Origin of the sequence: Streptomyces cynarae (assembly GCF_025642135.1) — a bacterium.
GTDB classification, from domain to species: Bacteria; Actinomycetota; Actinomycetes; order Streptomycetales; family Streptomycetaceae; genus Streptomyces; species Streptomyces cynarae.
The window spans coordinates 1,785,675-1,806,467 of sequence record NZ_CP106793.1 but is presented as its reverse complement, the minus strand read 5'-3'; the positions used below and the strand labels follow the sequence as shown (position 1 = coordinate 1,806,467).

The following is a 20,793-nucleotide window of genomic DNA, read 5'->3' as shown; positions in this document are numbered from 1 at the left end:
CCCGCAGCCGGGGCGGACGCGTCCCGTCGCGTATGAGGCACGAGATGGTCAGCACCCTGCGTCCGCTGCTCGCCGCCGAGGCCTCGGCGGAGGCACACGCGACCGGGATGGAGCCGAGCGATCTGGAACAGGCGGTGTGGCTACGGCTCCTGGAACGGCTGGAGGCCGACCGGCCGCTCGCCGACCCGCAGGAATGGCTGCGCCGCGCGGTCCGTCTGGAGGCACGCCGCGGCCGACGCGCCGCCCGCCTGGAACTGCCGTACCGCGGTGACCCGGCCGACGACACCCGACCCGGCCCCGAGCAGCAGGCGCTTCTCGCGGCCCGCCGCCGGGCACTGCACGCCGCCGTACGCCGCCTGCCCGGCCGCTGTCCCCGCCTCATGGCGGCGTTGCTCTCTCCGCAGGACCTGACCTATCGGGAAATTGCAGGGGAGTTGGGTATCTCACAAGGGAGTCTTGGTCCGGAGCGCTCCAAATGCCTGGGATGTCTGCGTCGATTGCTTGCGGCGGAGGTTGCGGCGCTCGAACCGCGGGGATAGGAGTGAGGGACGACCGGTGATCAGGTGAGCGGGAGGCGTGCGCACATGGGCATGAGCGTGACCATCTCTGTGGCGACCGAGCAGGACGCCGAGCAGATCTTCAGGCTGCAGTACCTCTGCTTCCAGAGCGAAGCCGCGCTGTACGGCAACTACCGCATCGACCCGCTCGTCCAGACCCTGGACTCCGTCCGCGAGGAGGTCGCCTCGGACTGCGTCTTCGTGGCGCGGCTGGGCGAGGAGGTGGTCGGCTCGGTACGCGGCAGCGTGACGGAGGACGGGGCCGCCTCGATCGGCAAACTCTGCGTCCACCCGCGGCTGCAGGGCCACGGCATCGGCGCCCGGCTGCTGCGCGCGGCCGAGGCGGCACTGGTGGAGCGGCACGGCGCGAAGAAGTTCCGCCTCAGCGCGGGCCACCGGAGCGAGGGCAACCTGCGCCTGTACCGCCGGGTCGGCTACGAGACGGTGGGCACGGCTCAGGGAGCGGACGGCGTACCGATGATCGTCCTGGAGAAGCCGGCGAGTACGTACGCCACGACGGCCTAGGGGAGGAGCGCCCCGAAAGGGGCGCGTCCCGCCGGGCTCAGGCCGCCTCCGCCTGACGCGCGGCCCCCTTCCGCAACCAGTACATGGCCGACAGCGGCAGCAGCACCGGAATGAAGACGTACCCCATGCCGTAGTCCGACCACACGGTCGCGTCGGGAAAGGCGGACGGCTCGACCAGGGTCCACGTACCGACGGTGAGCACACCGACCAGCTCGGCCGCACAGCACACCAACGCCGCCCGGCGGGCCGTCTCGCCGCCACGCACCAGCGAGTACGTGATGAATCCGTAGACGACGCCGGCGACCGCGGACAGGGCGTATGCGAGCGGAGCCTTGTCGAACTGAGTCGCGATCTGTACGACCGACCGCGACACCGCCCCGACCACCATCACCCCGTACAGCCACACCAGCAGCATGCCGGGCCCGCCGATGAGCCGCGTCCTGGCCGGCCTCTCCTGCGTGGACGTCATCTCAGCCTCCCCAGATGTCATAGAGCCGCACCTCCAGCACGGCGAGGACCACACCGCCGGCCGCGACCGTCACCGAACCCCACCGGGTGCGCTCGGCCAGTGACATGAAGCCCGCCGCCGGGATGCACGCGAAAGCGCCCAGCAGATACGCCACGAAGATCGTCGTGCCCTGCGCCGGCTTCTCGCCCCTCGCCAGCTGGACGATGCCGACGACCAGCTGGACGAGGGCCAGCAGCGTCACCACGGCCATGCCGATGAAGTGCCAGTCCTTCGTGGGCTGATCACGGTACGCGGCCCAGCCGCACCAGGCGGCGAGCAGCAGCGCGGCGACACCGGTCGCCAGCGTCAGGGCATCAAGCATGCCGCGACCCTATTACGGGCCAAAAGCACTGATGTCCCCGCCCCCGTGGCCGACCGCGGCACCGCCCCACCGGCCGTGGTGTTGACCACAACCGGCGCCATCCGTCCGCTATTCGGACAGTCGTGTCAGGTCCCGGTCCGGCGTCTGCTTTACTTGCATCCATGACCACGACGAGCTGCCGCACTGTTGCGACCGAGGCGACCATGACGCCCGGTGCTCGTTGTATGTGTCGAATGTGCGCCTGCTAGAGGGCCCCCGCACCACCCAGAGACTCGCGCCCCGAAGCGAGACCGCCGTGGCATGTCCGTACGCACGCGTCGTACGCGACTGACCCCCCCCGCGCACACGTTCTCCCCGGTTCCATCGCCCTTGCGAGAACCGTGCCGCGTCGCCATGCACGCACCCGTGCCCGGCGCACACCCACGCCCTGCACTCGACAGTGACGGAAACCCAGTGATCACCACATCGGGCCTGACGAAAATCTACCGGGCCGACCGTTCGCGCGACCGCGAGGTGACCGCCCTCGACGGCGTCGACCTGCACGTACGCGAGGGCGAGGTGTACGGCGTCATCGGCCAGTCCGGCGCCGGCAAGTCCTCGCTCATCCGCTGCGTCAACCTCCTGGAGCGCCCCACCTCCGGCACGGTCACCGTGGCCGGCCAGGACCTGACCGCGCTCGCCGGTCGCGGACCACGCGCCGGCAGGGAGCTGCGCACGGCGCGCAGCCGGATCGGCATGGTCTTCCAGCACTTCAACCTGCTGTCCTCGCGCACCGTCCAGGACAACGTCGAGCTGCCTCTGGAGATCCTCGGCAAGTCCGGGAAGGAACGCTCCCGTAAGGCCCTCGAGCTCCTCGACCTCGTCGGTCTCGGCGACAAGGCCAAGGCCTACCCGGCCCAGCTCTCCGGCGGCCAGAAGCAGCGCGTCGGCATCGCCCGCGCCCTCGCCGGCGACCCCAAGGTGCTGCTCTCCGACGAGGCGACCAGCGCCCTCGACCCGGAGACCACCCGTTCCATCCTCCAGCTGCTGCGCGACCTCAACCGGCAGCTCGGCCTGACCGTCCTGCTCATCACCCACGAGATGGACGTCGTCAAGAGCGTCTGCGACTCGGCCGCCCTCATGGAGAAGGGCCGCATCGTCGAGTCCGGCACGGTCGGCGAACTGCTCGCCACCCCCGGCTCCCAGCTGGCCTCCGCCCTCTTCCCGGTGGGCGGTGAGGCATCCCGCGACGACCGGACCGTCGTCGACGTCACCTTCCAGGGCGAGACCGCCACCCAGCCCGTCATCTCCCAGCTGTCCCGCACCTACAACATCGACATCTCGATCCTGGGCGCCGCCATCGACACCGTCGGCGGCCTCCAGGTCGGCCGGATGCGCATCGAACTGCCCGGCCGCTACGAGGACAACGTGGTGCCGATCGGCTTCCTGCGCGAGCAGGGCCTGCAGATCGACGTGGTGGGGCACGAGCGCGCACTGGTGAAGGAAGGTGCCAAGTGACCTGGTCCGATTTCTCGGCGATGCAGCCCCTGCTGTCGCAGGCCTCCTGGGACACCCTCTACATGGTCGGGTGGTCCACCCTCATCGCCGTCGTCGGCGGCCTGCCGCTCGGCGTGCTGCTGGTGCTGACCGACCGTGGCGGACCGCTCCAGAACATCGTGGCCAACAAGGTCCTCGGGCAGGTCGTGAACATCGCCCGCTCGATGCCGTTCATCATCCTGATGGTCGCGCTGATGAACTTCACGCGCTGGGTCACGGGGACGACGATCGGCCGCGAGGCCGCCATCGTGCCGCTCGCCATCGGCGCCATCCCGTTCTTCGCGCGCCTCGTCGAGACGGCTGTCCGCGAAGTGGACGGCGGCCTCGTCGAGGCCGTGCAGGCGATGGGCGGCAACACCTGGACCGTCGTGCGCAAGGTCCTCGTACCGGAGGCCCTGCCCTCCCTGATCTCCTCCGCGACGACCACCGTCGTCGCCCTCATCGGCTACTCGGCGATGGCCGGCACGGTCGGCGCCGGCGGCCTCGGTGACATCGCCATCCGCTACGGCTACCAGCGCTTCGAGACCCAGCTGATGTGGATCACCGTGGCGGTCCTGGCCGTCGTCATCTCGCTCATCCAGTTCGCCGGCGACTTCGCGGCCCGCGCCCTGCACCGCCGCGGCGGCCGCTCCGGACCGGCGCCGAAGCTGCGGCTGCTGAAGGCGAAGGAGCCCGCGACGGCCGATGTGAGCAAGGTCGCCTGAGCCCCGCCACGCCCGCATATCCCCCGAACTCCCCGTGAACCATGACGGGGTTGTACCACCCATAAGGAAAGGCACTTTTCGTGCGTAACACCGCCAAGATCACCACCGCCGTCCTCGCCGCGGGAGCCCTCACCTTCGGGCTCGGCGCCTGCGGCTCCGGCAAGAGCAGCTCCGCCTCCTCCGGCTCCGACGGCCCGCTCATCGTCGCCGCGAGCCCCACCCCGCACGCCGAGATCCTCGACTTCGTCAAGGACAACCTGGCGAAGAAGGCGGGCCTCGACCTCCAGGTCAAGGAGTTCACCGACTACGTCACGCCGAACACGGCGACCGAGGACGGGTCGGTCGGTGCCAACTACTTCCAGAACCAGCCGTACCTCGACGACTTCAACAAGAAGAACGGCACCCACATCGTGCCCGTCGTCACGGTGCACCTGGAACCGCTCGGCCTGTACTCCCACAAGATCAAGAAGGCCGACGAGCTGAAGAGCGGTGCGACCGTCGCCATCCCCAACGACACGGTCAACGAGGCGCGTGCGCTCAAGCTGCTCGACGCCAACGGGCTCATCACGCTCAAGAGCGGCGTGGGCAACGAGGCGACCCCGCAGGACATCGCCAAGAACCCGAAGAACCTCAAGTTCAAGGAGCTGGAGGCGGCCCAGACCCCGCGCTCCCTGGACGACGTGGACGCCGCGGTGATCAACGGCAACTACGCCATCTCCTCCGGCCTCAAGCCCGCCAAGGACGCCCTCGTCCTGGAGTCCGCGAAGGACAACCCCTACGGCAACTTCCTCGCGGTCAAGAAGGGCAACGAGAACGACCCGCGGGTCAAGAAGCTGGCCAAGCTCCTCGTCTCGCCCGAGGTCAAGAAGTTCATCGAGGACAAGTACCAGGGATCGGTCATCGCGTCCTTCTGATCCCGCCCGTCGACTGCCGTCGGCGCCGCGTACAACCGCGTACACGGCGTATCGCCACGCACCGGGTCCGCTCCCTCACCGGGTGTGGACCCCGTGGTGCGTTTCGCCGCCTCCATGCTGCATGCTGGGCAGTTCAGCAGGCCCTGACGGTTTTTCGAAGGTTACGGAGCGGCGCAATGACGAGCACCTTTCCCAACGTCTCCATCAGCACGGAGCGTTTGGTCCTGCGCCCTCTCGACGAGGACGACGTCCCCGCGCTGGCCGAGATGATGAACGACGAGCTGGTCGGCGCCTGGACCGACGTGCCCCAGCCGTTCACCGAGGAGGGCGCCCGCACCTGGATCACCGAGCACGCGCCCGCCGAACGCGCCGCGGGCCGCGGCCTCGACCTCGCCGTCACCGAGTTCCTCACCCAGCGCCTGGTGGGCGTCATCCAGCTCACCAAGACCAACTGGCATGTACGGTCCACCGAACTGTCGTACATCATCGCGCCCTGGGCCCGCGGCGAGGGCTACGCCTCCGAAGCCGCGCTCGCGACCGCCCAATGGCTCTTCGGCGACCAGAACTTCGAGCGGATCGAACTGCGCACCGCGGCCGACAACACCGCCTCCCAGCAGGTCGCCCAGAAGATCGGCTGCATCAGCGAGGGCGTCCTGCGCAACGCCTGCATAGCGCACGTCCGTGCGGAGGACGGCACCTGGACGGACGTACGGACCGACTTCATCGTGTGGAGCCTGCTGCCAGAGGACCTCGACGGGGTCAGCGACGAGCTGGCCGACACAGGGGGTTTCACGTCGTTCCCGAACTGGAACTGACGGCGAGGGACCGCTCCCACGGACCGAGCCCGGGGCGAGTGCACCCGGCCGAACGGGATACCCTCACGGAGCCCGCCGTACGGGCTGCCCCCTGACGACCTGCGCGAAAAACCTGGAGACTGACGACGATGGCCGACCGGGTCACGGTGATCGGCTGGGACGGCTCGCCGCTGACCGCCGCGGCGCGCTCCGCCCTCGGGGCCGCCACGCTCGTCGCCGGCGCGGCCCACCACCTCGCCCTTCCCGAAGTGCCTCCGGCCGCCGAGCGCATCCGCCTCGGCAGTGTCGCCCTCGCCGCCCGCCGTATCGCCGCCCACCGCGGCACCGCCGTCGTCCTCGCCGACGGCGACCCGGGCTTCTTCGGTGTCGTACGCACGCTGCGCGCCCCCGAGTACGGCCTGGAGGTCGAAGTCGTCCCCGCGGTCTCCTCCGTGGCCGCCGCCTTCGCGCGCGCCGGGATGCCCTGGGACGACGCACAGGTGGTCGTCGCACACCGCCGCACCCTGCGACGCGCGGTCAACGTATGCCGCGCCCACACCAAGGTCGCGGTCCTCACCTCACCGGGCGCCGGACCCGCCGAACTCGGACTGCTCCTCGACGGCGTCCACCGCACCTTCGTCATCTGCGAGGAGCTGGGCACCGGACGCGAACAGGTCACCGTCGTCACCTCGGACAAGGCCGCCGACCACACCTGGCGCGACCCCAACGTCGTCATCGTCATCGGCGGGCCGGTCACCGCGGCCGACGGCGGCTGGATCGCCGGCCGCGACCCGGGCGCCGGACCGCGCGGCTGGGCTCTGCCCGCCGAGGCGTACGGCGGGGGACTCGGCGAAGGGGAGACGGATCTGCTGCGGGCCACCCAACTCGCCCGCCTCGGGCCCAGGGTGGGCGACCTGGTGTGGGACATCGGCAGCGGCAGCGGCGCGTTCGCCGTGGAGGCCGCCCGCTGCGGGGCCGCCGTCATCGCCGTCGACCAGGACCCCGACGCGTGCGGCCGTACCACTGCCGCCGCACGCCACTTCGGTGTCCAGCTGCAGGTCGTGCACGGCACCGCCCCGCACATCCTGGAGAACCTGCCGGAACCGGACGTCGTCCGCGTCGGCGGCGGGGGAGCGGCGGTCGTCTCCGCGGTCGCCGACCGCCGTCCGCAGCGCATCGTGACCCACGCCGCGACCCGCGACGCGGCCGAACTCGTCGGCAGGGACCTCACGGAACACGGCTACGACGTCGAGTGCGCTCTGCTGCAGTCCGTCGAACTCGACACGCGGGCCTGGACGGAGAAGGAGCGGAGCGTCGCGTTCCTGCTCAGCGGCCGATTGGCCGAACGCTCCCCGTGATCCGGTTGTCGTACCGGCGCGGTAGGCTGGCCGACCGTCGTACCGTACTCGGGTGATCCGGCATTCATCAGTCAATGTCCGGAAAGCGCACCTCTTTTGGGGTGGAGGCGGTACGGCCGGACCGGAGGGCGCGCAACGTGGCGCAGTCCACAGCGGGCCGTCGCGGATCACCCTGTCGCGACGGCGGGACGACCGGGACAATGCCGTTCAATGGCTTTGTCGTCATTGTGGGCGGGTCGTTCGTGCCGCTGGGCACGCACGCTCGTTCTTCACTGCGGGCGGTCGGCGTGCCGTTCCGGGCCAGCTGGTCGTAGAAGCACTAACCGATGGGCGAGGGGTACGCATGACCGACACCGGCCAGGTCCCGGGCGAGGGGCTGCCGGAGAACGCAGGCATGGTGGAGCAGCCGGGCGTCCTCGCGCCGGGCGCGTACACCTACCTCGACCCTTCCGACAGCACTCCCGAGGACGACGACCTGCTCCTGATGCCGGGCCAGCAGGGCGCGTGGGGCAACGAGATGCCGCAGCACGCCCCGGCTCCGGCGCCGTATCCCCACGAGCCGGGTCCGCACGAGGCGGCCGGCCGGGACAGCGGCTCCATCGACGTCGGCGCGGTCCGTACGCCGGCTCCGGGGCCCGCGCCGCAGTCGACTCCGCGCCGCCCGCTGCACCTCGGCCCGCCCATCCCGGACACCTCCGCGAGCCCGGTGCGCACGCTCTCCGACCGTGGTCCGGCGGACGCCCCGATGCGCTTCTCAGGGCCGCCCACGACCGGTCCCGAGTACCTCGACGTGCCGCAGTCGGGGGAGAACTCCCCGCAGGGAGCGGTCCCCTGGGGGCCTCCGCCGCAGCAGCACGCCGTGCCGCCGGTGGGCACCGAGGGCGCGACCGCAGAAACGGTCGTTCCGGCACCGGCGCCCGAGTCCGCGCCGACGGTTCAGCCGACCGCCGCGCCGGTCGCCCCGGAGGCCGCGCCCGTGACCGCCGAGGCCGCGCCCGAGGCCCCGCAGGGCTCCGGCCCGCTGGTCGACTCGGTGCCGCAGCCGACGCCGGAGGCCCCGCAGTCCGCGCACGGCGTGCCGGCCCCGGAGGGAGCGCTCGGCATGCCCGAGCAAGGCCGGGCCGAGGTGTTCGACGACGCCGGGCACGTCCTGCCGCACGGGGTGCTGAACGACGGCTCGCAGGGCGACGCCTGGCACAACGACGGCTCGCAGCATCCCGGAGCCCTACCGGCACCGGATGCCGCACCGGCGCAGGACGGGACCCCCGCCGGGCTCGCCCCGCAGGTCCCGGACGCCGTGCCCGTGGCGGATGCCGCCCCGGACTTCCGGGTCGTAGCGCCCGTGGACGGGGACCCGCACATCGGCGTGCCCGCGCCCGCGGCCGAAGCAGCGCCGCCCCGCAGACCGCGCAGGTCCCCGTTCCGGCACCCGCCCCGCACCCGACGGCCCCCGCCGAGGACCACGAACCCGTCGCCGGGGCCCCGGTCCAGCAGGAGGTCCACGATCCGGGCCAGGCCCCGGCCGAGCAGGTCGACAACACCGGCGGGACCCCGGCCGAGCAGGTCCACGACGCAAGCGGGACCCCGGCCGCGGCACCGGCAGCGGACCAGCACGCGCCCCTGACGGACACCGAAGCCCAGACATCTGACGCCCCGGCACTGTTCGCCGAGCCCGCGCCGCAGCAGGCCCCCGAGGAGGCGCAGCCCGTGGTCACCGAGCCCGCGGAGGCCCTGCCGGTGGGCGGACCCGCCCAGGCGCACGGCGAGCAGGAGGCGGGTGGCGAGCCGCCGCCGCACCCGGTGCGCCCGCCGACGCGCCCGGCGTCCCGGCCGATACCGCCGGTGTGCAGGCCGAAGCGCCTGTGGAGCCCCAGGCGGACCAGTCGTTCGGCCGGTTCGTGCCCGTCGAGGGCACCGTGCCGACCACCCCGCACCTGGCCCCCACCCCGCCGCACGCGCTGACCGTGCCGCCCCTGCCCGTCCAGGAGCAGCAGCCCGCCGAGGAATCCGCTCCGGCCGTCGCCCAGCAGGAGGAACCGGCGGTGCAGGAGCCCGTCGCCATGGTTCCCGGCCCCCGCGAGGGCGAGGCGCCCGCCCCGGAGCCGCATGCCGAGGACCTGGAGACCGTAGTCGCACAGCAGGCGGACGACCTCGACACCCGGGCCGCCGACCAGGAAGAGAGCACGGCCGCCGTGGAAGAAGCACGACAGTCCACCGGCCCGGCGGCGCCCGGATACGACGACGCCGAGCGCGAAGCCGTCCTGCGCGTGATGCGCGAGCGCCGCGACATCCGCAACGGCTTCCGCAGCGACCCGATCCCGCACGACGTGCTGCTGCGCGTCCTGGAGGCCGCCCACACGGCACCCTCCGTGGGCCACTCCCAGCCGTGGGACTTCGTCGTCATCCGATCCGCCGAGACGCGCCGCACGATGCACGAACTGGCCATGCGCCAGCGCGAGGCGTACGCCAAGTCGCTGCCCAAGGGCCGGGCGAAGCAGTTCAAGGAACTGAAGATCGAGGCCATCCTCGACACACCGGTGAACATCGTGGTCACCGCCGACCCCACCCGGGGCGGCCGCCACACCCTCGGCCGGCACACCCAGCCGCAGATGGCGCCGTACTCCTCCGCGCTCGCCGTCGAGAACCTGTGGCTCGCGGCCCGCGCCGAGGGCCTCGGGGTCGGCTGGGTCAGCTTCTTCGACGAGCGCGAGATGGTCCGCGCCCTCGGGCTGCCCGAGCACCTGGAGGTCGTGGCGTACCTGTGCGTCGGGTACGTCGACGAGTTCCCGGAGGAGCCCGAGCTGATGCAGGCGGGCTGGTCCAAGCGCCGCCCGCTGTCCTGGGTCGTGCACGAGGAGACGTACGGCCGTCGCGCGCTGCCCGGCGAGGAGCCGCACGACCTGCTCGCTGAGACCGTCGCCGGCATCCGCCCGCTGGACGCCAAGGCGCTCGGCGAGGCCTGGGAGCGGCAGAAGCGGATGACCAAGCCCGCGGGCGCCCTCGGCATGCTGGAGATCATCTCCGCGCAGCTGTCCGGCCTGTCCCGGCAGTGCCCGCCGCCGATCCCGGAGCCCGCGGCCGTCGCCATCTTCGCGGGCGACCACGGCGTGCACGCCCAGGGCGTCACCCCGTGGCCCCAGGAGGTGACGGGCCAGATGGTCGCCAACTTCCTGGGCGGGGGAGCGGTCTGCAACGCCTTCGCGGGCCAGGTCGGTGCCGAGGTCTGTGTCATCGACGTGGGTGTGGCCGCCGACCTGCCCGCCACCCCCGGCCTGCTGCCGCGCAAGGTCCGCGCCGGCACGGCCGACATGACGACCGGCCCCGCGCTCACCCGCGAGGAGGTCAAGCAGGCGATCGAGGTCGGCATCGAGACGGCCCGCGACCTGGTGGCGGCCGGCAACCGCGCGCTGCTCACCGGTGAGATGGGCATCGCGAACACGACGGCCTCGGCCGCCCTGATCGCCGTCTTCACGGACACGGACCCGTCCGAGGTGACGGGCCGCGGCACCGGCATCAACGACGAGACGCTCGCCCGCAAGACGGAGGTCGTGCGCCGCGCCATCGAACTCCACCAGCCGGACCCGGCCGACCCGATCGGCGTCCTGGCGGCGTTCGGCGGCCTGGAGCACGCGGCGATGGTGGGCCTGCTGCTCGGCGGCGCGTCCCTGCGCACGCCGGTCATCCTGGACGGCGTCAGCGCGGGCGCCGCCGCCCTGGTGGCGCGCGCCATCGCCCCCGAGGTGCTCGCGGCGTGCATCGCAGGCCACCGCAGCGCGGAGCCGGGCCATGTGGCCGCCCTGAACAAGCTGGGCCTTCGGCCCCTGGTCGACCTGGACCTCCGCCTGGGCGAGGGCACCGGCGCCCTACTGGCCCTGCCGCTGGTCCAGAGCGCGGCGAGGGCGATGCACGAGGTGGCGACGTTCGACTCGGCGGGCGTCACGGAGAAGTAGCACCACGCCACGTCCGAGTGCAGGGGCGGCTCAGCCTTCGACCAGGTGAGCCGCCCCTGACGTCCGCACCATAGAATTCCGCACGTCAGGCCCCTCCAAAGCCGCAGAGGCCGCCGTCCCACCGCCGCACGAGGAGCCGCACCTCCATGGCCGAACACCCCCCTTACCCCGTAGGGCTCCGCCTGACCGGACGCCGCGTCGTCGTCCTCGGCGGCGGCCAGGTCGCCCAGCGCCGCCTCCCGGCGCTCATCGCGGCAGGCGCGGACATCGTCCTCGTCTCCCCGGAAGCGACCCCCTCGGTCGAAGCCATGGCGGACGCGGGTGAGATCACCTGGGAGCGGCGCCCGTACGAGGAAGGCGACCTCGCGGACGCCTGGTACGCCCTGATCGCCACCAGCGACCCCGAGGCGAACTCCCGGGCCTCGGCGGAGGCAGAGGCGAACCGGGTGTGGTGCGTCCGCTCCGACGACGCCGACGCGGCCACCGCGTGGACCCCCGCGACCGGCCACAGCGAGGGCGTCACGGTCGCCGTGCTCACCACCGAGGCCAGGGGCCGTGACCCCCGGCACACCGCCGCCATCCGTGACGCCGTGGTGGAGGGGCTGCGCGACGGCACCCTGGTCGCCCCGCACCACCGCACCCGCACCCCCGGTGTGGCGCTCGTCGGCGGCGGCCCCGGCGACCCGGACCTGATCACCGTCCGCGGGCGGCGGCTGCTCGCCGAGGCGGACGTCGTCATCGCCGACCGCCTCGGCCCCCGCGACCTGCTCGCCGAACTCCCGCCGCACGTCCACGTGATCGACGCGGCGAAGATCCCGTACGGCCGTTTCATGGCCCAGGAGGCCATCAACAACGCGCTGATCGAGCACGCCAAGCAGGGCAAGTCGGTGGTCCGTCTCAAGGGCGGCGATCCCTACGTCTTCGGCCGCGGCATGGAGGAGGTGCAGGCGCTCGCGGAGGCGGGCATCCCGTGCACGGTCGTCCCGGGCATCTCCAGCTCGATCTCCGTGCCGGGCGCGGCCGGCATCCCCGTCACCCACCGCGGTGTCGCACACGAGTTCACGGTGGTCAGCGGACACGTCGCCCCTGACGACGAGCGTTCGCTGGTCGACTGGCCGTCCCTGGCGCGGCTGACGGGCACGCTCGTGATCCTTATGGGCGTCGACAAGATCGGGAAGATCGCCGAGGCACTCGTCGCCCACGGCAAGGCGCCCGACACCCCCGTCGCCCTGGTCCAGGAGGGCACGACGGCCGCCCAGCGCCGGGTCGACGCGACGCTGGCGACGGTCGCGGAGACCGTACGGGAGAAGGACGTGAAGCCGCCTGCGGTCATCGTCATCGGCGAGGTCGTGACGGTGGGGCCGCGGCCGGTCGAGTAACCCGGGGTAACACGTCCCGTTCCAGCCGTTGGCACCGCTCCCCCGACAAGGCAGTATCACCCTGTGGCCGATCTCATCACCGTTGAGGATCCCGACGACCCGCGCCTCACCGACTACACGGGTCTGACCGACGTGGAGCTGCGCCGCAAGCGCGAACCCGCCGAGGGACTGTTCATCGCCGAGGGCGAGAAGGTCATCAGACGGGCCAAGACGGCCGGCTACGAGATGCGTTCCATGCTGCTGTCCTCGAAATGGGTCGACGTCATGCGGGACGTCATCGACGAGCTCCCTGCCCCGGTGTACGCGGTCAGCCCGGAACTGGCCGAGCAGGTCACCGGCTACCACGTGCACCGCGGCGCGCTCGCCTCCATGCAGCGCAAGCCACTGCCGACGGCGGACGAACTCCTCGCCTCCGCCCGTCGGGTCGTGATCATGGAATCGGTGAACGACCACACCAACATCGGCGCGATCTTCCGCTCGGCCGCCGCCCTCGGCATGGACGCGGTCCTGCTGTCGCCCGACTGCGCCGACCCGCTGTACCGGCGCAGCGTGAAGGTGTCCATGGGCGCGGTCTTCTCGGTGCCGTACGCCCGCCTCGACACCTGGCCGAGGAGCCTTGAGTCGGTCCGCGAGGCCGGCTTCACGCTTCTCGCGCTCACCCCCGACGAGAAGGCCAAGACCCTCGACGAGACGGCTCCCCACAAGATGGACCGGGTCGCGCTGATGCTCGGCGCGGAGGGCGACGGGCTCTCCACGCAGGCGCTGGTCGCCGCGGACGAATGGGTTCGCATCCCCATGGCCCACGGCGTCGACTCCCTGAACGTGGGCGCGGCGGCCGCGGTCGCCTTCTACGCGGTCGCCACCGGCCGCCCCCGGTCCTAGGGCCCCGTCTTCCGGGTCGGCCCGGTCGGTGGCCCCCGGTCGGCCGCCTGCGCCCGGTCGGCCGCCTGCGCCCGGTCGGCCGCGTGTGCCCGGTCAGCCGTCGCGGTCGAGCTCGCTGTGGTACTGCTCGGCCATCAGGTCGCCGGTCAGAGGCCTGTACGACTGCTCCGGTCGTACGTCCTTGCGTACGTGTCCGTCGTCCATGCCGCGCGCCGGCCCCTGGCACCCCTGGGCCGCCGCGATGCCCAGCGCCACCAGCAGCGTGACCACCACGAACACGAAGATCCGCTGGCGCAGCAGCCGCGGGTTGGCCGGGCGCCGCCCCGTGCCGGTGGTACGGGCGCGGGCCGCCCGGCGCCACTGCGCGGTGCGGGACGGCCGCCGGAGCGGGTCGAGGTGACGCGCTGCGCGGGCGTCGGTCGCGACCCCGGCCGCGAGCCGCTGCTGCGGGGCGGGGAGTGCCCGGCCCCTGCGGGCGGCGCACGGTGCGCTGCTCCGCGTACTGCTGCGCGAGCCGCCCCGAGGGCCGGTCCACCTCGCCGCGCCGGTCGGACGGCCGCACGTCCGTGAGGCCCTGGGTCTCCCGGGCCGCGATCTCCTTGAGTCTGAGCGAGAGTTGGAGGGTGCTCGGCCGTTCGTCGGGGTCCTTCGCGAGACAGGCGCGGACGAGCGGAGCCAGGGCATCCGGCACGCCGTGCAGCTTGGGCTCCTCATGCACCACGCGGTAGAGCATCACCTCGGAACTGCCGTGTCCGAAGGGCGAGTCCCCGGTCGCCGCGTACGCCAGCGTGGCGCCCAGCGCGAACACGTCCGTGGCAGGCGTGACGGCGGCCCCCCGCACCTGCTCGGGGGCGAGGAAGCCGGGCGACCCCACGGCCGTGCCGACGTGGGTGAGCGTCGAGGCGCCGGTCGCCCAGGCGATGCCGAAGTCGATGATCCGGGGCCCCTTCGGCGACAGCAGGATGTTGGACGGCTTCAGATCCCGGTGCACGACCCCGGCCTCGTGCACCGCCACAAGACCCTCGGACAGGGCGGCCCCGACGGCGGCCACCTCGGCGGCCGTGAGGGGGCCCTCCTCGGCGACCTTGTCGTGCAGCGACGGCCCGGGCACGTACTGCGTGGCGAACCACGGGCGATCCGCCTCCAGATCGGCTGCCACCAGCCGCGCCGTACACCCGCCACGAATCCGCCGTGCCGCCGAGACCTCACGTGCGAACCGCGACCGGAACTCCTGGTCCTCCGCGAGATCCGGCCGGATCACCTTCAACGCGACCCTCTGGCCCCGCTTGTCGGAGCCCAGGTAGACGACGCCCATCCCGCCCGCGCCGAGCCGCCGGTGAAGCCTGAACGAGCCGACGACACGCGGGTCCTCACGCCTCAGGCGCATCATCGCCATGTCCATCCCCGCTGCCCGGTCCGTTTGACGAGCCACAGCTTACGTTTCCACGGCCGGGTGCGCGCAGAGGCCGCGCCCTCTCGCCCCGATCGATTGTCAGTGCCCCGTGGGAGACTTGAGAGGTGGTCAGGACAGGCGCGAGCAGGTCCGTATCGCGCCGTCCATGATCCCAAACACCCGCTGGTGAAGGGGGATTGAACCCGTGAAGGGTGATCGTGTGGAGATAGTCGTGGACGCGGGGGACACGACGCGTACGTACGAGGTGGTGGCGAGCAGGGCGGGCCGCCGAGTGGAGACGGCGGTGCGCAGGGGGGTGGTGGAAGTGAGCGAAGTCACGCGTTCCGGGACGGTCGTACGGACCGCCCGCTTCATGGCGAACCGGGTGCTGGCGCTGGTGGAGCAGCCGGTTCCACGGGAAGACGGGTCAGAGCAGAAGGGGTACACCGGGCGTCCCCTCCGGGAAGACCCTGAGACCTAGGACCTCGTCTCCACCCAGGGGAGTACGCCGCAGGCCATTGCTCCTCCTCGGGGAGGCCAGGGAATCGATACGAGGGCATGACGACCGGGGATCGCCCGAAGCCTAGATTTGAGGTCAAGCGGCGGGTGCAGCACTCGTCCCCCGAGGTCAGACACCCGCCGCTGCCAACGACAACAGCACCACGGTCAGGAGAGGGACCATGGCCCAGACGGCACCGCGGACACTGATCCGCACGCAGGGGCGCAGGGCGTACGCCGCGTTCGGCACCCGCCGCCAGGGCCGCCGCCACCCCCTGGTGGCGACCGCGATGGTCCTCCCCCTGGCGGCCCTGCTCGTGTACGCCTTCGGCGGCTGGGATGCAGTGGTCACACAAGCGTCGTCCGTGGGCGTGATGCTGGGGCGCTGAGCGGCGCCCCAGGCCCGGAAGAGCGGTCCGGGCGGGGACATCCACCCATGCAACCCCGTGGGGACGGGGGTACGACGGACGGCACCAACGCCCGCGCAGCTGGGGAGCTGCGCGGGCGTTTTTGCGCTGCTTCTGCGCCTGAACCGGCGCCGCTCTCCGGGACCTGGCCGGACGCCGTCGTCCTGGGTGAACGACCACGGGCTCCGGCGTCCTACGTACGCTCTGGGGCGAGCCCGTACTACCCAGGGAGACCCGTGACCGCCGACGTACTGTCCGCCCTCACCGCCACAGCCCGGTGCGCGGCTCATCCTCGAGGGGGAGGCTGTGGGCATCCGGACGCCGTGCTGGCCGAGAGGGAGGACGGCACGGTCGTGCGGCACGGTGGCACGGTCGCCAAGGCGCATGCCCCGGACACGGACCTCGGGGAGCTCTCCCTCCGTCTCGGGATCGCCGCCGACCTCCCCGAGATCTTCCTGACGCCCCTCCGCTCCGTGCCTGCCGACCTCCACGGTCGCCCGGTGACCGTCTGGCCGTACGGCACCCCCGTGGACCCCGAGACTCCGGACGCCGCCCCGTGGGAGGCCGCCGCCACCCTTCTCGCCCAGCTGCACCAGGCCCCCGCCCCCACCGGCCTCCCGGCCATGCGCGGCCCCGTCAAGGCCGCCCGCGCCATCCAGCGCCTCCGGGCCGCCGGTCCCCACCCGGCCGCCGCAACCGTCCTCCGCGCCTGGGCCGGCCTGCCGGGGTGGGCCCGAGCCGAGGCGCCCATGTCCTCCGCGCGCTCTCTCTGCCACGGCGACCTCCACCTCGGCCAGCTCGTGCGCCACCCCGCGGAGACCGGCCCCTGGCTCCTCATCGACGTCGACGACCTGGGCCTCGGCGAACCGGCCTGGGACCTGGCCCGACCGGCCGCCTGGTACGCCTGCGGTCTGCTCCCGCCGGACGAGTGGGCCCGGTTCCTCGACGCGTACCGCAGGGCGGGCGGTATCGCGGTCCCCTCCACCGGCGACCCCTGGCCGGCCCTGGACGTTCCCGCCCGCGCCCTCACCGTGCAGACGGCCGCCCGGGCCGTCGCCAAGTCCGCCGCCGCAGGCCGCGCCTTGGACGATGTGGAACAGGCCGTGGTCGACGCCAGCGCCCGAATGGCCCCGATTCCTCCGTAGTTGGCAAAGTGATCTGCCCCTCGGGTTGCAACCGTTCCGGCCCGTACCGAGTCCCTATCTGGCGAAGCCCCACCGACCGGCGAGGAGTTGAGCCGAGCATGCAGTGTCCGAAGTGTCATGCGCCGATGCACACGTACAACCGCAACGGCGTTCAGATCGAGCAGTGCAGCGGCTGTCGCGGCATCTTCCTCGACTACGGGGAGCTGGAGGCGCTCACCCGCCTGGAGGCCCAGTGGGCACAGCCCGCCCCGCCGCCCCCGCCCGCCTATCCGTCCGCTCCCGCCTGGGGCGCCCCGCACGGCGGCCACCACGAGGGCCATCACGGGGGCCACGGTCACTACGGCCACCACCGCCACAAGAGCTTCGGTCACATGCTGTTCTCCAGCTGAGCCCACGAAGAAGCCCCCGGCCGCGCGGCCGGGGGCTTCGATGTGTGGACGATACTGGGATTGAACCAGTGACCTCTTCCGTGTCAGGGAAGCGCTCTCCCGCTGAGCTAATCGTCCTCGGGAACCGCGATCCGAAGATCACGGGCAGTGCGTGCGCGATACTGGGATTGAACCAGTGACCTCTTCCGTGTCAGGGAAGCGCTCTCCCGCTGAGCTAATCGCGCGGGGGATCCGAAGATCCAGTGGACGATACTGGGATTGAACCAGTGACCTCTTCCGTGTCAGGGAAGCGCTCTCCCGCTGAGCTAATCGTCCTTGGAGGTGGAGACGGGATTTGAACCCGTGTAGACGGCTTTGCAGGCCGTTGCCTCGCCTCTCGGCCACTCCACCAGGAGTGCAGGGGCTCGGGACGATCCCCTGGTTCCTTCGAGCGGACGACGAGGCTCGAACTCGCGACCTCAACCTTGGCAAGGTTGCGCTCTACCAACTGAGCTACGTCCGCTTGTCGTTTGTCGGTCCGCTTCCGCGTCCCGGCGACGTGTTGAACTCTAGCGGATTCCCGGGCCAGTACAAAAACGCGTTTGCGCAGCGTGCTGCCTTGCGCCTGGTCAAGGACACGGCCGGACCACCGCCGGGACACTCGCGGGCCACCCGGGGGACACCCGCCCTAGACTCGACAGCGTGCCCGACCTGCCTCCTCTCGCCCGTTTCGGCGACCGCGTAGCCACCGGTCTCCTCGACGTCACCAGTGACCCGGCCGCCCTCGACTCCACCGGTTTCTGGGCGGTCTGCGCGGACTACGAGGGGCGTCTGACCTGCGCCCGCTTCGCGGACGTACGGGAAGAGCCGGTGCCCGCGCCCGTGCCCGGCCGATGGCGGGGCCCCGAGGCCGGTCGCTGGACGTCCTCCCTCGACCGCGCCGCGTACACGGCGGGCGTGCGCCGGATCCGTGAGCACATCGCCACCGGGGAGGTCTACCAGGTGAACCTCTGCCGTGTGCTGTCCGCGCCGCTCGAGCCCGGCGCCGACGTGGACGCCCTGGCCGCCGTGCTGGCCCGCGGCAATCCCGCCCCGTACGCAGGAACGATCCGCCTCCCGGAACACGGTGTGGAGATAGCCACCGCGTCCCCCGAGCTGTTCCTGCGCCGCGCCGGCCGCACCGTCGAGTCCGGCCCGATCAAGGGCACCGCCCGCAGCGAGGCGGAGCTGCTGAAGAAGGACTACGCCGAGAACGTGATGATCGTGGACCTGGTCCGCAACGACCTCGGCCGCGTCTGCGTCACCGGCAGCGTCGCCGTCCCCGACCTGTGCGCCGTCGAGAAGCACCCCGGTCTCGTCCACCTCGTCTCCACGGTCCGCGGCGAGCTGCGCCCGGACGCCGGCTGGCCGGAGCTGCTCGCCGCCGCCTTCCCGGCCGGCTCGATCACCGGCGCCCCCAAGTCGAGCGCGCTGCGGATCATCGACGCCCTGGAGGCCGCGCCCCGCGGCCCCTACTGCGGCGGCATCGGCTGGGTCGACGCCGACCGGGGCGTGGGCGAGCTGGCCGTCGGCATCCGCACCTTCTGGATCGACCGGAGTGCCGACGGCGCGGCCGTCCTGCGGTTCGGCGCCGGCGCCGGCATCACCTGGGACTCCGACCCGGAGGGCGAGTGGCGCGAGACCGAACTGAAGGCGGCCCGGCTGCTCGCGGTAGCGTCGGGGGAGTACCAGGAGCTGGGACCGGAATGACCCTTCATATGCGGCACACGTCCAGGGCTCCGCGGCTCGGCCACGGGCCGGACGACACGACGCACGACGCTTTGGCCACGATCTTGCGAGGTAAAGACCAGTGAAGCTCTGGCTCGACGGCGGGCTGCAGGACATCGAGTCCGCCCGCGTCTCCGTCTTCGACCACGGACTGACCGTCGGCGACGGCGTCTTCGAGACCGTCAAGGCCGTCGAGGGCCGGGCGTTCGCACTCACCCGCCATCTCGACCGGCTCACCCGCTCCGCCCGCGGACTCGGCCTTCCGGACCCGGACCTGGACGAGGTGCGCCGCGCCTGCGCCGCCGTCCTCCAGGCCAACCCGATGCCGCTCGGGCGCCTGCGCATCACGTACACCGGCGGCCACGGCCCGCTCGGCTCCGACCGCGGTGACCAGGGCCCCACCCTCGTCGTGGCCCTCGGCGCGACCACCCGGCGTCCCGACTCCACGGCCGTCATCACGGTTCCGTGGACCCGTAACGAGCACGGTGCGCTGACCGGCCTGAAGACCACCTCGTACGCCGAGAACGTCGTCGCACTCGCCCGGGCGACCGGGCAGGGCGCGACCGAGGCCCTGTTCGGCAACACGGCCGGCCGGCTCTGCGAGGGCACGGGGTCGAACGTCTTCGTCGTTCTCGACGGCGAGATCCACACCCCTCCGCTCGCCTCCGGCTGTCTCGCGGGCATCACGCGCGCGCTCACCGTGGAGTGGACCGGCGCCAAGGAGAGCGATCTGCCGTTGGACGTCCTCGAGCACGCGGACGAGATCTTCCTCACCTCCACGCTGCGGGACGTGCAGGCCGTGCACCGGGTCGACGGCCGGGAACTCGCGGGCGCGCCGGGTCCGGTGACCGCCAAGGCCATGCGGATCTTCGACGAGCGGTCCGGGAACGACCTGGATCCGTGAGCCCCGGGAAAACCGGCTGACGCGGGTTGCCGACCGCGGGTAGAACACCCGTGATGACCACGACCCTGCGGCCGACCGAGCCGCTTCAGCATCACACCGACGGGACGCGTTCACGTCGCTACCAGGTGTGCGTGAACAGCCGTCCCGTCGGGGTGATACACCTCGGCACCTCGCCGTCCCTGGGCGAGTCGGTGGCCCGCATCATCGACCTGAGCATCGAGGAGTCCGACCGCCGGCGCGGCCGGGGCACCGTGGCCGCGCTCGCCGCGGAGGAGGTGGCGCGGGGCTGGGGCTGCCGGCAGATCGAGGCCCGGGTCCCCGCCGATGCGCGGGCCGCAGTGCGGCTCACCGAGACGCTCGGTTATGTCCTGCGCAACCGCGGCATGGAGAAGCGGCTCGGTGACACCCCGCCCCCGCTGCGCGAGGGCAGCCGCGCACGCCCCATGACCGAGGCGGAGTTCACGGCCTGGCAGGAGTACCAACAGGAGCACTACGCGCGCACGTGGATCGAGCGCGGCGTGCCCGAGGCCGTGGCGCACGCCAAGGCGCGACGCGACCACGAGCAGCTCCTGCCGCAGGGCCTGCGCACCGAGGGCATGACGTTCAGCGTGCTGGAGCACGAGGGCACACGCGTGGGCACCCTGTGGCTGGCGGTGCGCGAGGACGATGCGTTCGTCTTCGACGTGGAGGCCGACGCGGCCCACCGCGGGAGGGGACACGGCCGCGCCCTCATGCTCCTGGCGGAGGCCCAGGCGCTCACTGCCGGTCGGCAGGTCCTCGGACTGAACGTGTTCGCGAGCAACACCCCGGCCGAGCGCCTCTACGAGTCACTCGGCTACCGGACGACGGAGTACGCCTTGTACAAGCCCCTGCTGTAGGACC

20 protein-coding genes, 5 tRNA genes and 1 pseudogene are annotated in these 20,793 nt (G+C 72.1%); 18 read left to right on the top strand and 8 right to left on the bottom strand.

Annotated features, from left to right (window positions below):
• Positions 1–32 precede the first annotated feature (32 nt).
• Entirely contained in the window at positions 33–539 is a 507-nt protein-coding gene (locus N8I84_RS08545; RefSeq protein WP_263228974.1) for a sigma-70 family RNA polymerase sigma factor, read from the top strand.
• Between the two features lie 45 nt (positions 540–584).
• Entirely contained in the window at positions 585–1,082 is a 498-nt protein-coding gene (locus N8I84_RS08540) for a GNAT family N-acetyltransferase (RefSeq protein WP_103840837.1), read from the top strand.
• Positions 1,083–1,119: 37 nt separating this feature from the next.
• Here the strand turns inward: N8I84_RS08540 and N8I84_RS08535 are convergent, their stop codons facing one another.
• Both N8I84_RS08535 and N8I84_RS08530 read right to left on the bottom strand, forming a co-directional pair.
• Positions 1,120–1,551 (bottom strand): hypothetical protein, encoded by a 432-nt coding sequence (locus tag N8I84_RS08535; RefSeq protein WP_263228973.1) that lies wholly within the window; start codon positions 1,549–1,551, stop codon positions 1,120–1,122.
• A 1-nt stretch (position 1,552) separates the two neighbouring features.
• The gene (locus N8I84_RS08530) at positions 1,553–1,912 is read right to left on the bottom strand and encodes a hypothetical protein (RefSeq protein WP_103840841.1); all 360 of its coding nucleotides are present in this window, start codon (positions 1,910–1,912) and stop codon (positions 1,553–1,555) included.
• A 453-nt stretch (positions 1,913–2,365) separates the two neighbouring features.
• On the opposite strand from N8I84_RS08530, the gene N8I84_RS08525 reads away from it, so the two are divergent.
• The 9 genes from N8I84_RS08525 (at position 2,366) to N8I84_RS08490 (ending at position 13,429) form a co-directional block, all read left to right on the top strand.
• On the top strand, positions 2,366–3,409 hold the full coding sequence (locus N8I84_RS08525) for a methionine ABC transporter ATP-binding protein (protein ID WP_263228972.1): 1,044 nt from the start codon (positions 2,366–2,368) through the stop codon (positions 3,407–3,409).
• A complete protein-coding gene (locus N8I84_RS08520; protein ID WP_263228971.1) occupies positions 3,406–4,152 on the top strand; it encodes a methionine ABC transporter permease in 747 nt (248 codons plus the stop codon). The genes N8I84_RS08525 and N8I84_RS08520 overlap by 4 nt, the downstream gene beginning before the upstream one ends.
• An 80-nt stretch (positions 4,153–4,232) precedes the next feature.
• Positions 4,233–5,066 (top strand): MetQ/NlpA family ABC transporter substrate-binding protein, encoded by an 834-nt coding sequence (locus N8I84_RS08515; RefSeq protein ID WP_263228970.1) that lies wholly within the window; start codon positions 4,233–4,235, stop codon positions 5,064–5,066.
• Between the two features lie 176 nt (positions 5,067–5,242).
• Positions 5,243–5,881, top strand: coding sequence for a GNAT family N-acetyltransferase (locus N8I84_RS08510; RefSeq protein WP_200421254.1), 639 nt, complete (start codon positions 5,243–5,245; stop codon positions 5,879–5,881).
• A gap of 128 nt (positions 5,882–6,009) precedes the next feature.
• The gene (gene cbiE / locus N8I84_RS08505; RefSeq protein ID WP_263228969.1) at positions 6,010–7,218 is read left to right on the top strand and encodes a precorrin-6y C5,15-methyltransferase (decarboxylating) subunit CbiE; all 1,209 of its coding nucleotides are present in this window, start codon (positions 6,010–6,012) and stop codon (positions 7,216–7,218) included.
• 343 nt (positions 7,219–7,561) lie between these two features.
• Positions 7,562–8,842 carry a hypothetical protein gene (locus tag N8I84_RS43095; RefSeq protein WP_390898871.1) on the top strand — a complete coding sequence of 427 codons (1,281 nt, stop codon included), beginning with the start codon at positions 7,562–7,564 and terminating at the stop codon, positions 8,840–8,842.
• Between the two features lie 220 nt (positions 8,843–9,062).
• On the top strand, positions 9,063–11,168 hold the full coding sequence (gene cobT, locus N8I84_RS43090; RefSeq protein WP_390898870.1) for a nicotinate-nucleotide--dimethylbenzimidazole phosphoribosyltransferase: 2,106 nt from the start codon (positions 9,063–9,065) through the stop codon (positions 11,166–11,168).
• A 146-nt stretch (positions 11,169–11,314) separates the two neighbouring features.
• Positions 11,315–12,547, top strand: coding sequence for a uroporphyrinogen-III C-methyltransferase (gene cobA / locus N8I84_RS08495; protein WP_263228968.1), 1,233 nt, complete (start codon positions 11,315–11,317; stop codon positions 12,545–12,547).
• A 63-nt stretch (positions 12,548–12,610) separates the two neighbouring features.
• On the top strand, positions 12,611–13,429 hold the full coding sequence (locus N8I84_RS08490) for a TrmH family RNA methyltransferase (protein WP_263228967.1): 819 nt from the start codon (positions 12,611–12,613) through the stop codon (positions 13,427–13,429).
• A 93-nt stretch (positions 13,430–13,522) separates the two neighbouring features.
• Here the strand turns inward: N8I84_RS08490 and N8I84_RS08485 are convergent.
• A pseudogene (locus N8I84_RS08485) lies at positions 13,523–14,831 on the bottom strand (serine/threonine-protein kinase).
• A 196-nt stretch (positions 14,832–15,027) separates the two neighbouring features.
• On the opposite strand from N8I84_RS08485, the gene N8I84_RS08480 reads away from it, so the two are divergent.
• From N8I84_RS08480 to N8I84_RS08465, 4 genes are all read left to right on the top strand, one after another.
• Positions 15,028–15,303, top strand: coding sequence for a hypothetical protein (locus N8I84_RS08480; RefSeq protein WP_200421248.1), 276 nt, complete (start codon positions 15,028–15,030; stop codon positions 15,301–15,303).
• A 199-nt stretch (positions 15,304–15,502) separates the two neighbouring features.
• On the top strand, positions 15,503–15,709 hold the full coding sequence (locus N8I84_RS08475) for a hypothetical protein (protein ID WP_263228966.1): 207 nt from the start codon (positions 15,503–15,505) through the stop codon (positions 15,707–15,709).
• 254 nt (positions 15,710–15,963) lie between these two features.
• Positions 15,964–16,872 carry an aminoglycoside phosphotransferase family protein gene (locus N8I84_RS08470; protein WP_263228965.1) on the top strand — a complete coding sequence of 303 codons (909 nt, stop codon included), beginning with the start codon at positions 15,964–15,966 and terminating at the stop codon, positions 16,870–16,872.
• A gap of 98 nt (positions 16,873–16,970) precedes the next feature.
• The gene (locus N8I84_RS08465) at positions 16,971–17,261 is read left to right on the top strand and encodes a TFIIB-type zinc ribbon-containing protein (RefSeq protein ID WP_103840864.1); all 291 of its coding nucleotides are present in this window, start codon (positions 16,971–16,973) and stop codon (positions 17,259–17,261) included.
• Positions 17,262–17,306: 45 nt separating this feature from the next.
• Here the strand turns inward: N8I84_RS08465 and N8I84_RS08460 are convergent.
• The 5 genes from N8I84_RS08460 to N8I84_RS08440 all read right to left on the bottom strand — a co-directional run bounded on the left by N8I84_RS08460 (position 17,307) and on the right by N8I84_RS08440 (position 17,763).
• Positions 17,307–17,378, bottom strand: a tRNA-Val gene (locus N8I84_RS08460).
• 35 nt (positions 17,379–17,413) lie between these two features.
• Positions 17,414–17,485: transfer RNA gene (locus N8I84_RS08455), tRNA-Val, on the bottom strand.
• A gap of 19 nt (positions 17,486–17,504) precedes the next feature.
• A tRNA-Val gene (locus tag N8I84_RS08450) sits at positions 17,505–17,576 on the bottom strand.
• 1 nt (position 17,577) lies between these two features.
• A tRNA-Cys gene (locus N8I84_RS08445) sits at positions 17,578–17,651 on the bottom strand.
• A 39-nt stretch (positions 17,652–17,690) separates the two neighbouring features.
• A tRNA-Gly gene (locus N8I84_RS08440) sits at positions 17,691–17,763 on the bottom strand.
• Positions 17,764–17,942: 179 nt separating this feature from the next.
• Between N8I84_RS08440 and N8I84_RS08435 the strand changes: the two genes are divergently transcribed.
• The 3 genes from N8I84_RS08435 to N8I84_RS08425 all read left to right on the top strand — a co-directional run bounded on the left by N8I84_RS08435 (position 17,943) and on the right by N8I84_RS08425 (position 20,789).
• The gene (locus N8I84_RS08435) at positions 17,943–18,989 is read left to right on the top strand and encodes a chorismate-binding protein (RefSeq protein ID WP_263228964.1); all 1,047 of its coding nucleotides are present in this window, start codon (positions 17,943–17,945) and stop codon (positions 18,987–18,989) included.
• Between the two features lie 100 nt (positions 18,990–19,089).
• Entirely contained in the window at positions 19,090–19,911 is an 822-nt protein-coding gene (locus tag N8I84_RS08430) for an aminotransferase class IV (protein ID WP_263228963.1), read from the top strand.
• 53 nt (positions 19,912–19,964) lie between these two features.
• Positions 19,965–20,789 (top strand): GNAT family N-acetyltransferase, encoded by an 825-nt coding sequence (locus N8I84_RS08425; RefSeq protein ID WP_263228962.1) that lies wholly within the window; start codon positions 19,965–19,967, stop codon positions 20,787–20,789.
• Positions 20,790–20,793 lie beyond the last annotated feature (4 nt).

What these genes read in the sequence shown, in the direction of transcription:
- N8I84_RS08545 (WP_263228974.1), top strand. Translation starts at nt 33, where the DNA reads ATGAGGCACGAGATGGTCAGCACCCTGCGTCCGCTGCTCGCCGCCGAG.
- N8I84_RS08540 (WP_103840837.1), top strand. Translation starts at nt 585, where the DNA reads ATGGGCATGAGCGTGACCATCTCTGTGGCGACCGAGCAGGACGCCGAG.
- N8I84_RS08535 (WP_263228973.1), bottom strand. Translation starts at nt 1,551, where the DNA reads ATGACGTCCACGCAGGAGAGGCCGGCCAGGACGCGGCTCATCGGCGGG.
- N8I84_RS08530 (WP_103840841.1), bottom strand. Translation starts at nt 1,912, where the DNA reads ATGCTTGATGCCCTGACGCTGGCGACCGGTGTCGCCGCGCTGCTGCTC.
- N8I84_RS08510 (WP_200421254.1), top strand. Translation starts at nt 5,243, where the DNA reads ATGACGAGCACCTTTCCCAACGTCTCCATCAGCACGGAGCGTTTGGTC.
- cbiE (WP_263228969.1), top strand. Translation starts at nt 6,010, where the DNA reads ATGGCCGACCGGGTCACGGTGATCGGCTGGGACGGCTCGCCGCTGACC.
- N8I84_RS43095 (WP_390898871.1), top strand. Translation starts at nt 7,562, where the DNA reads ATGACCGACACCGGCCAGGTCCCGGGCGAGGGGCTGCCGGAGAACGCA.
- cobA (WP_263228968.1), top strand. Translation starts at nt 11,315, where the DNA reads ATGGCCGAACACCCCCCTTACCCCGTAGGGCTCCGCCTGACCGGACGC.
- N8I84_RS08475 (WP_263228966.1), top strand. Translation starts at nt 15,503, where the DNA reads ATGGCCCAGACGGCACCGCGGACACTGATCCGCACGCAGGGGCGCAGG.
- N8I84_RS08465 (WP_103840864.1), top strand. Translation starts at nt 16,971, where the DNA reads ATGCAGTGTCCGAAGTGTCATGCGCCGATGCACACGTACAACCGCAAC.
- N8I84_RS08425 (WP_263228962.1), top strand. Translation starts at nt 19,965, where the DNA reads ATGACCACGACCCTGCGGCCGACCGAGCCGCTTCAGCATCACACCGAC.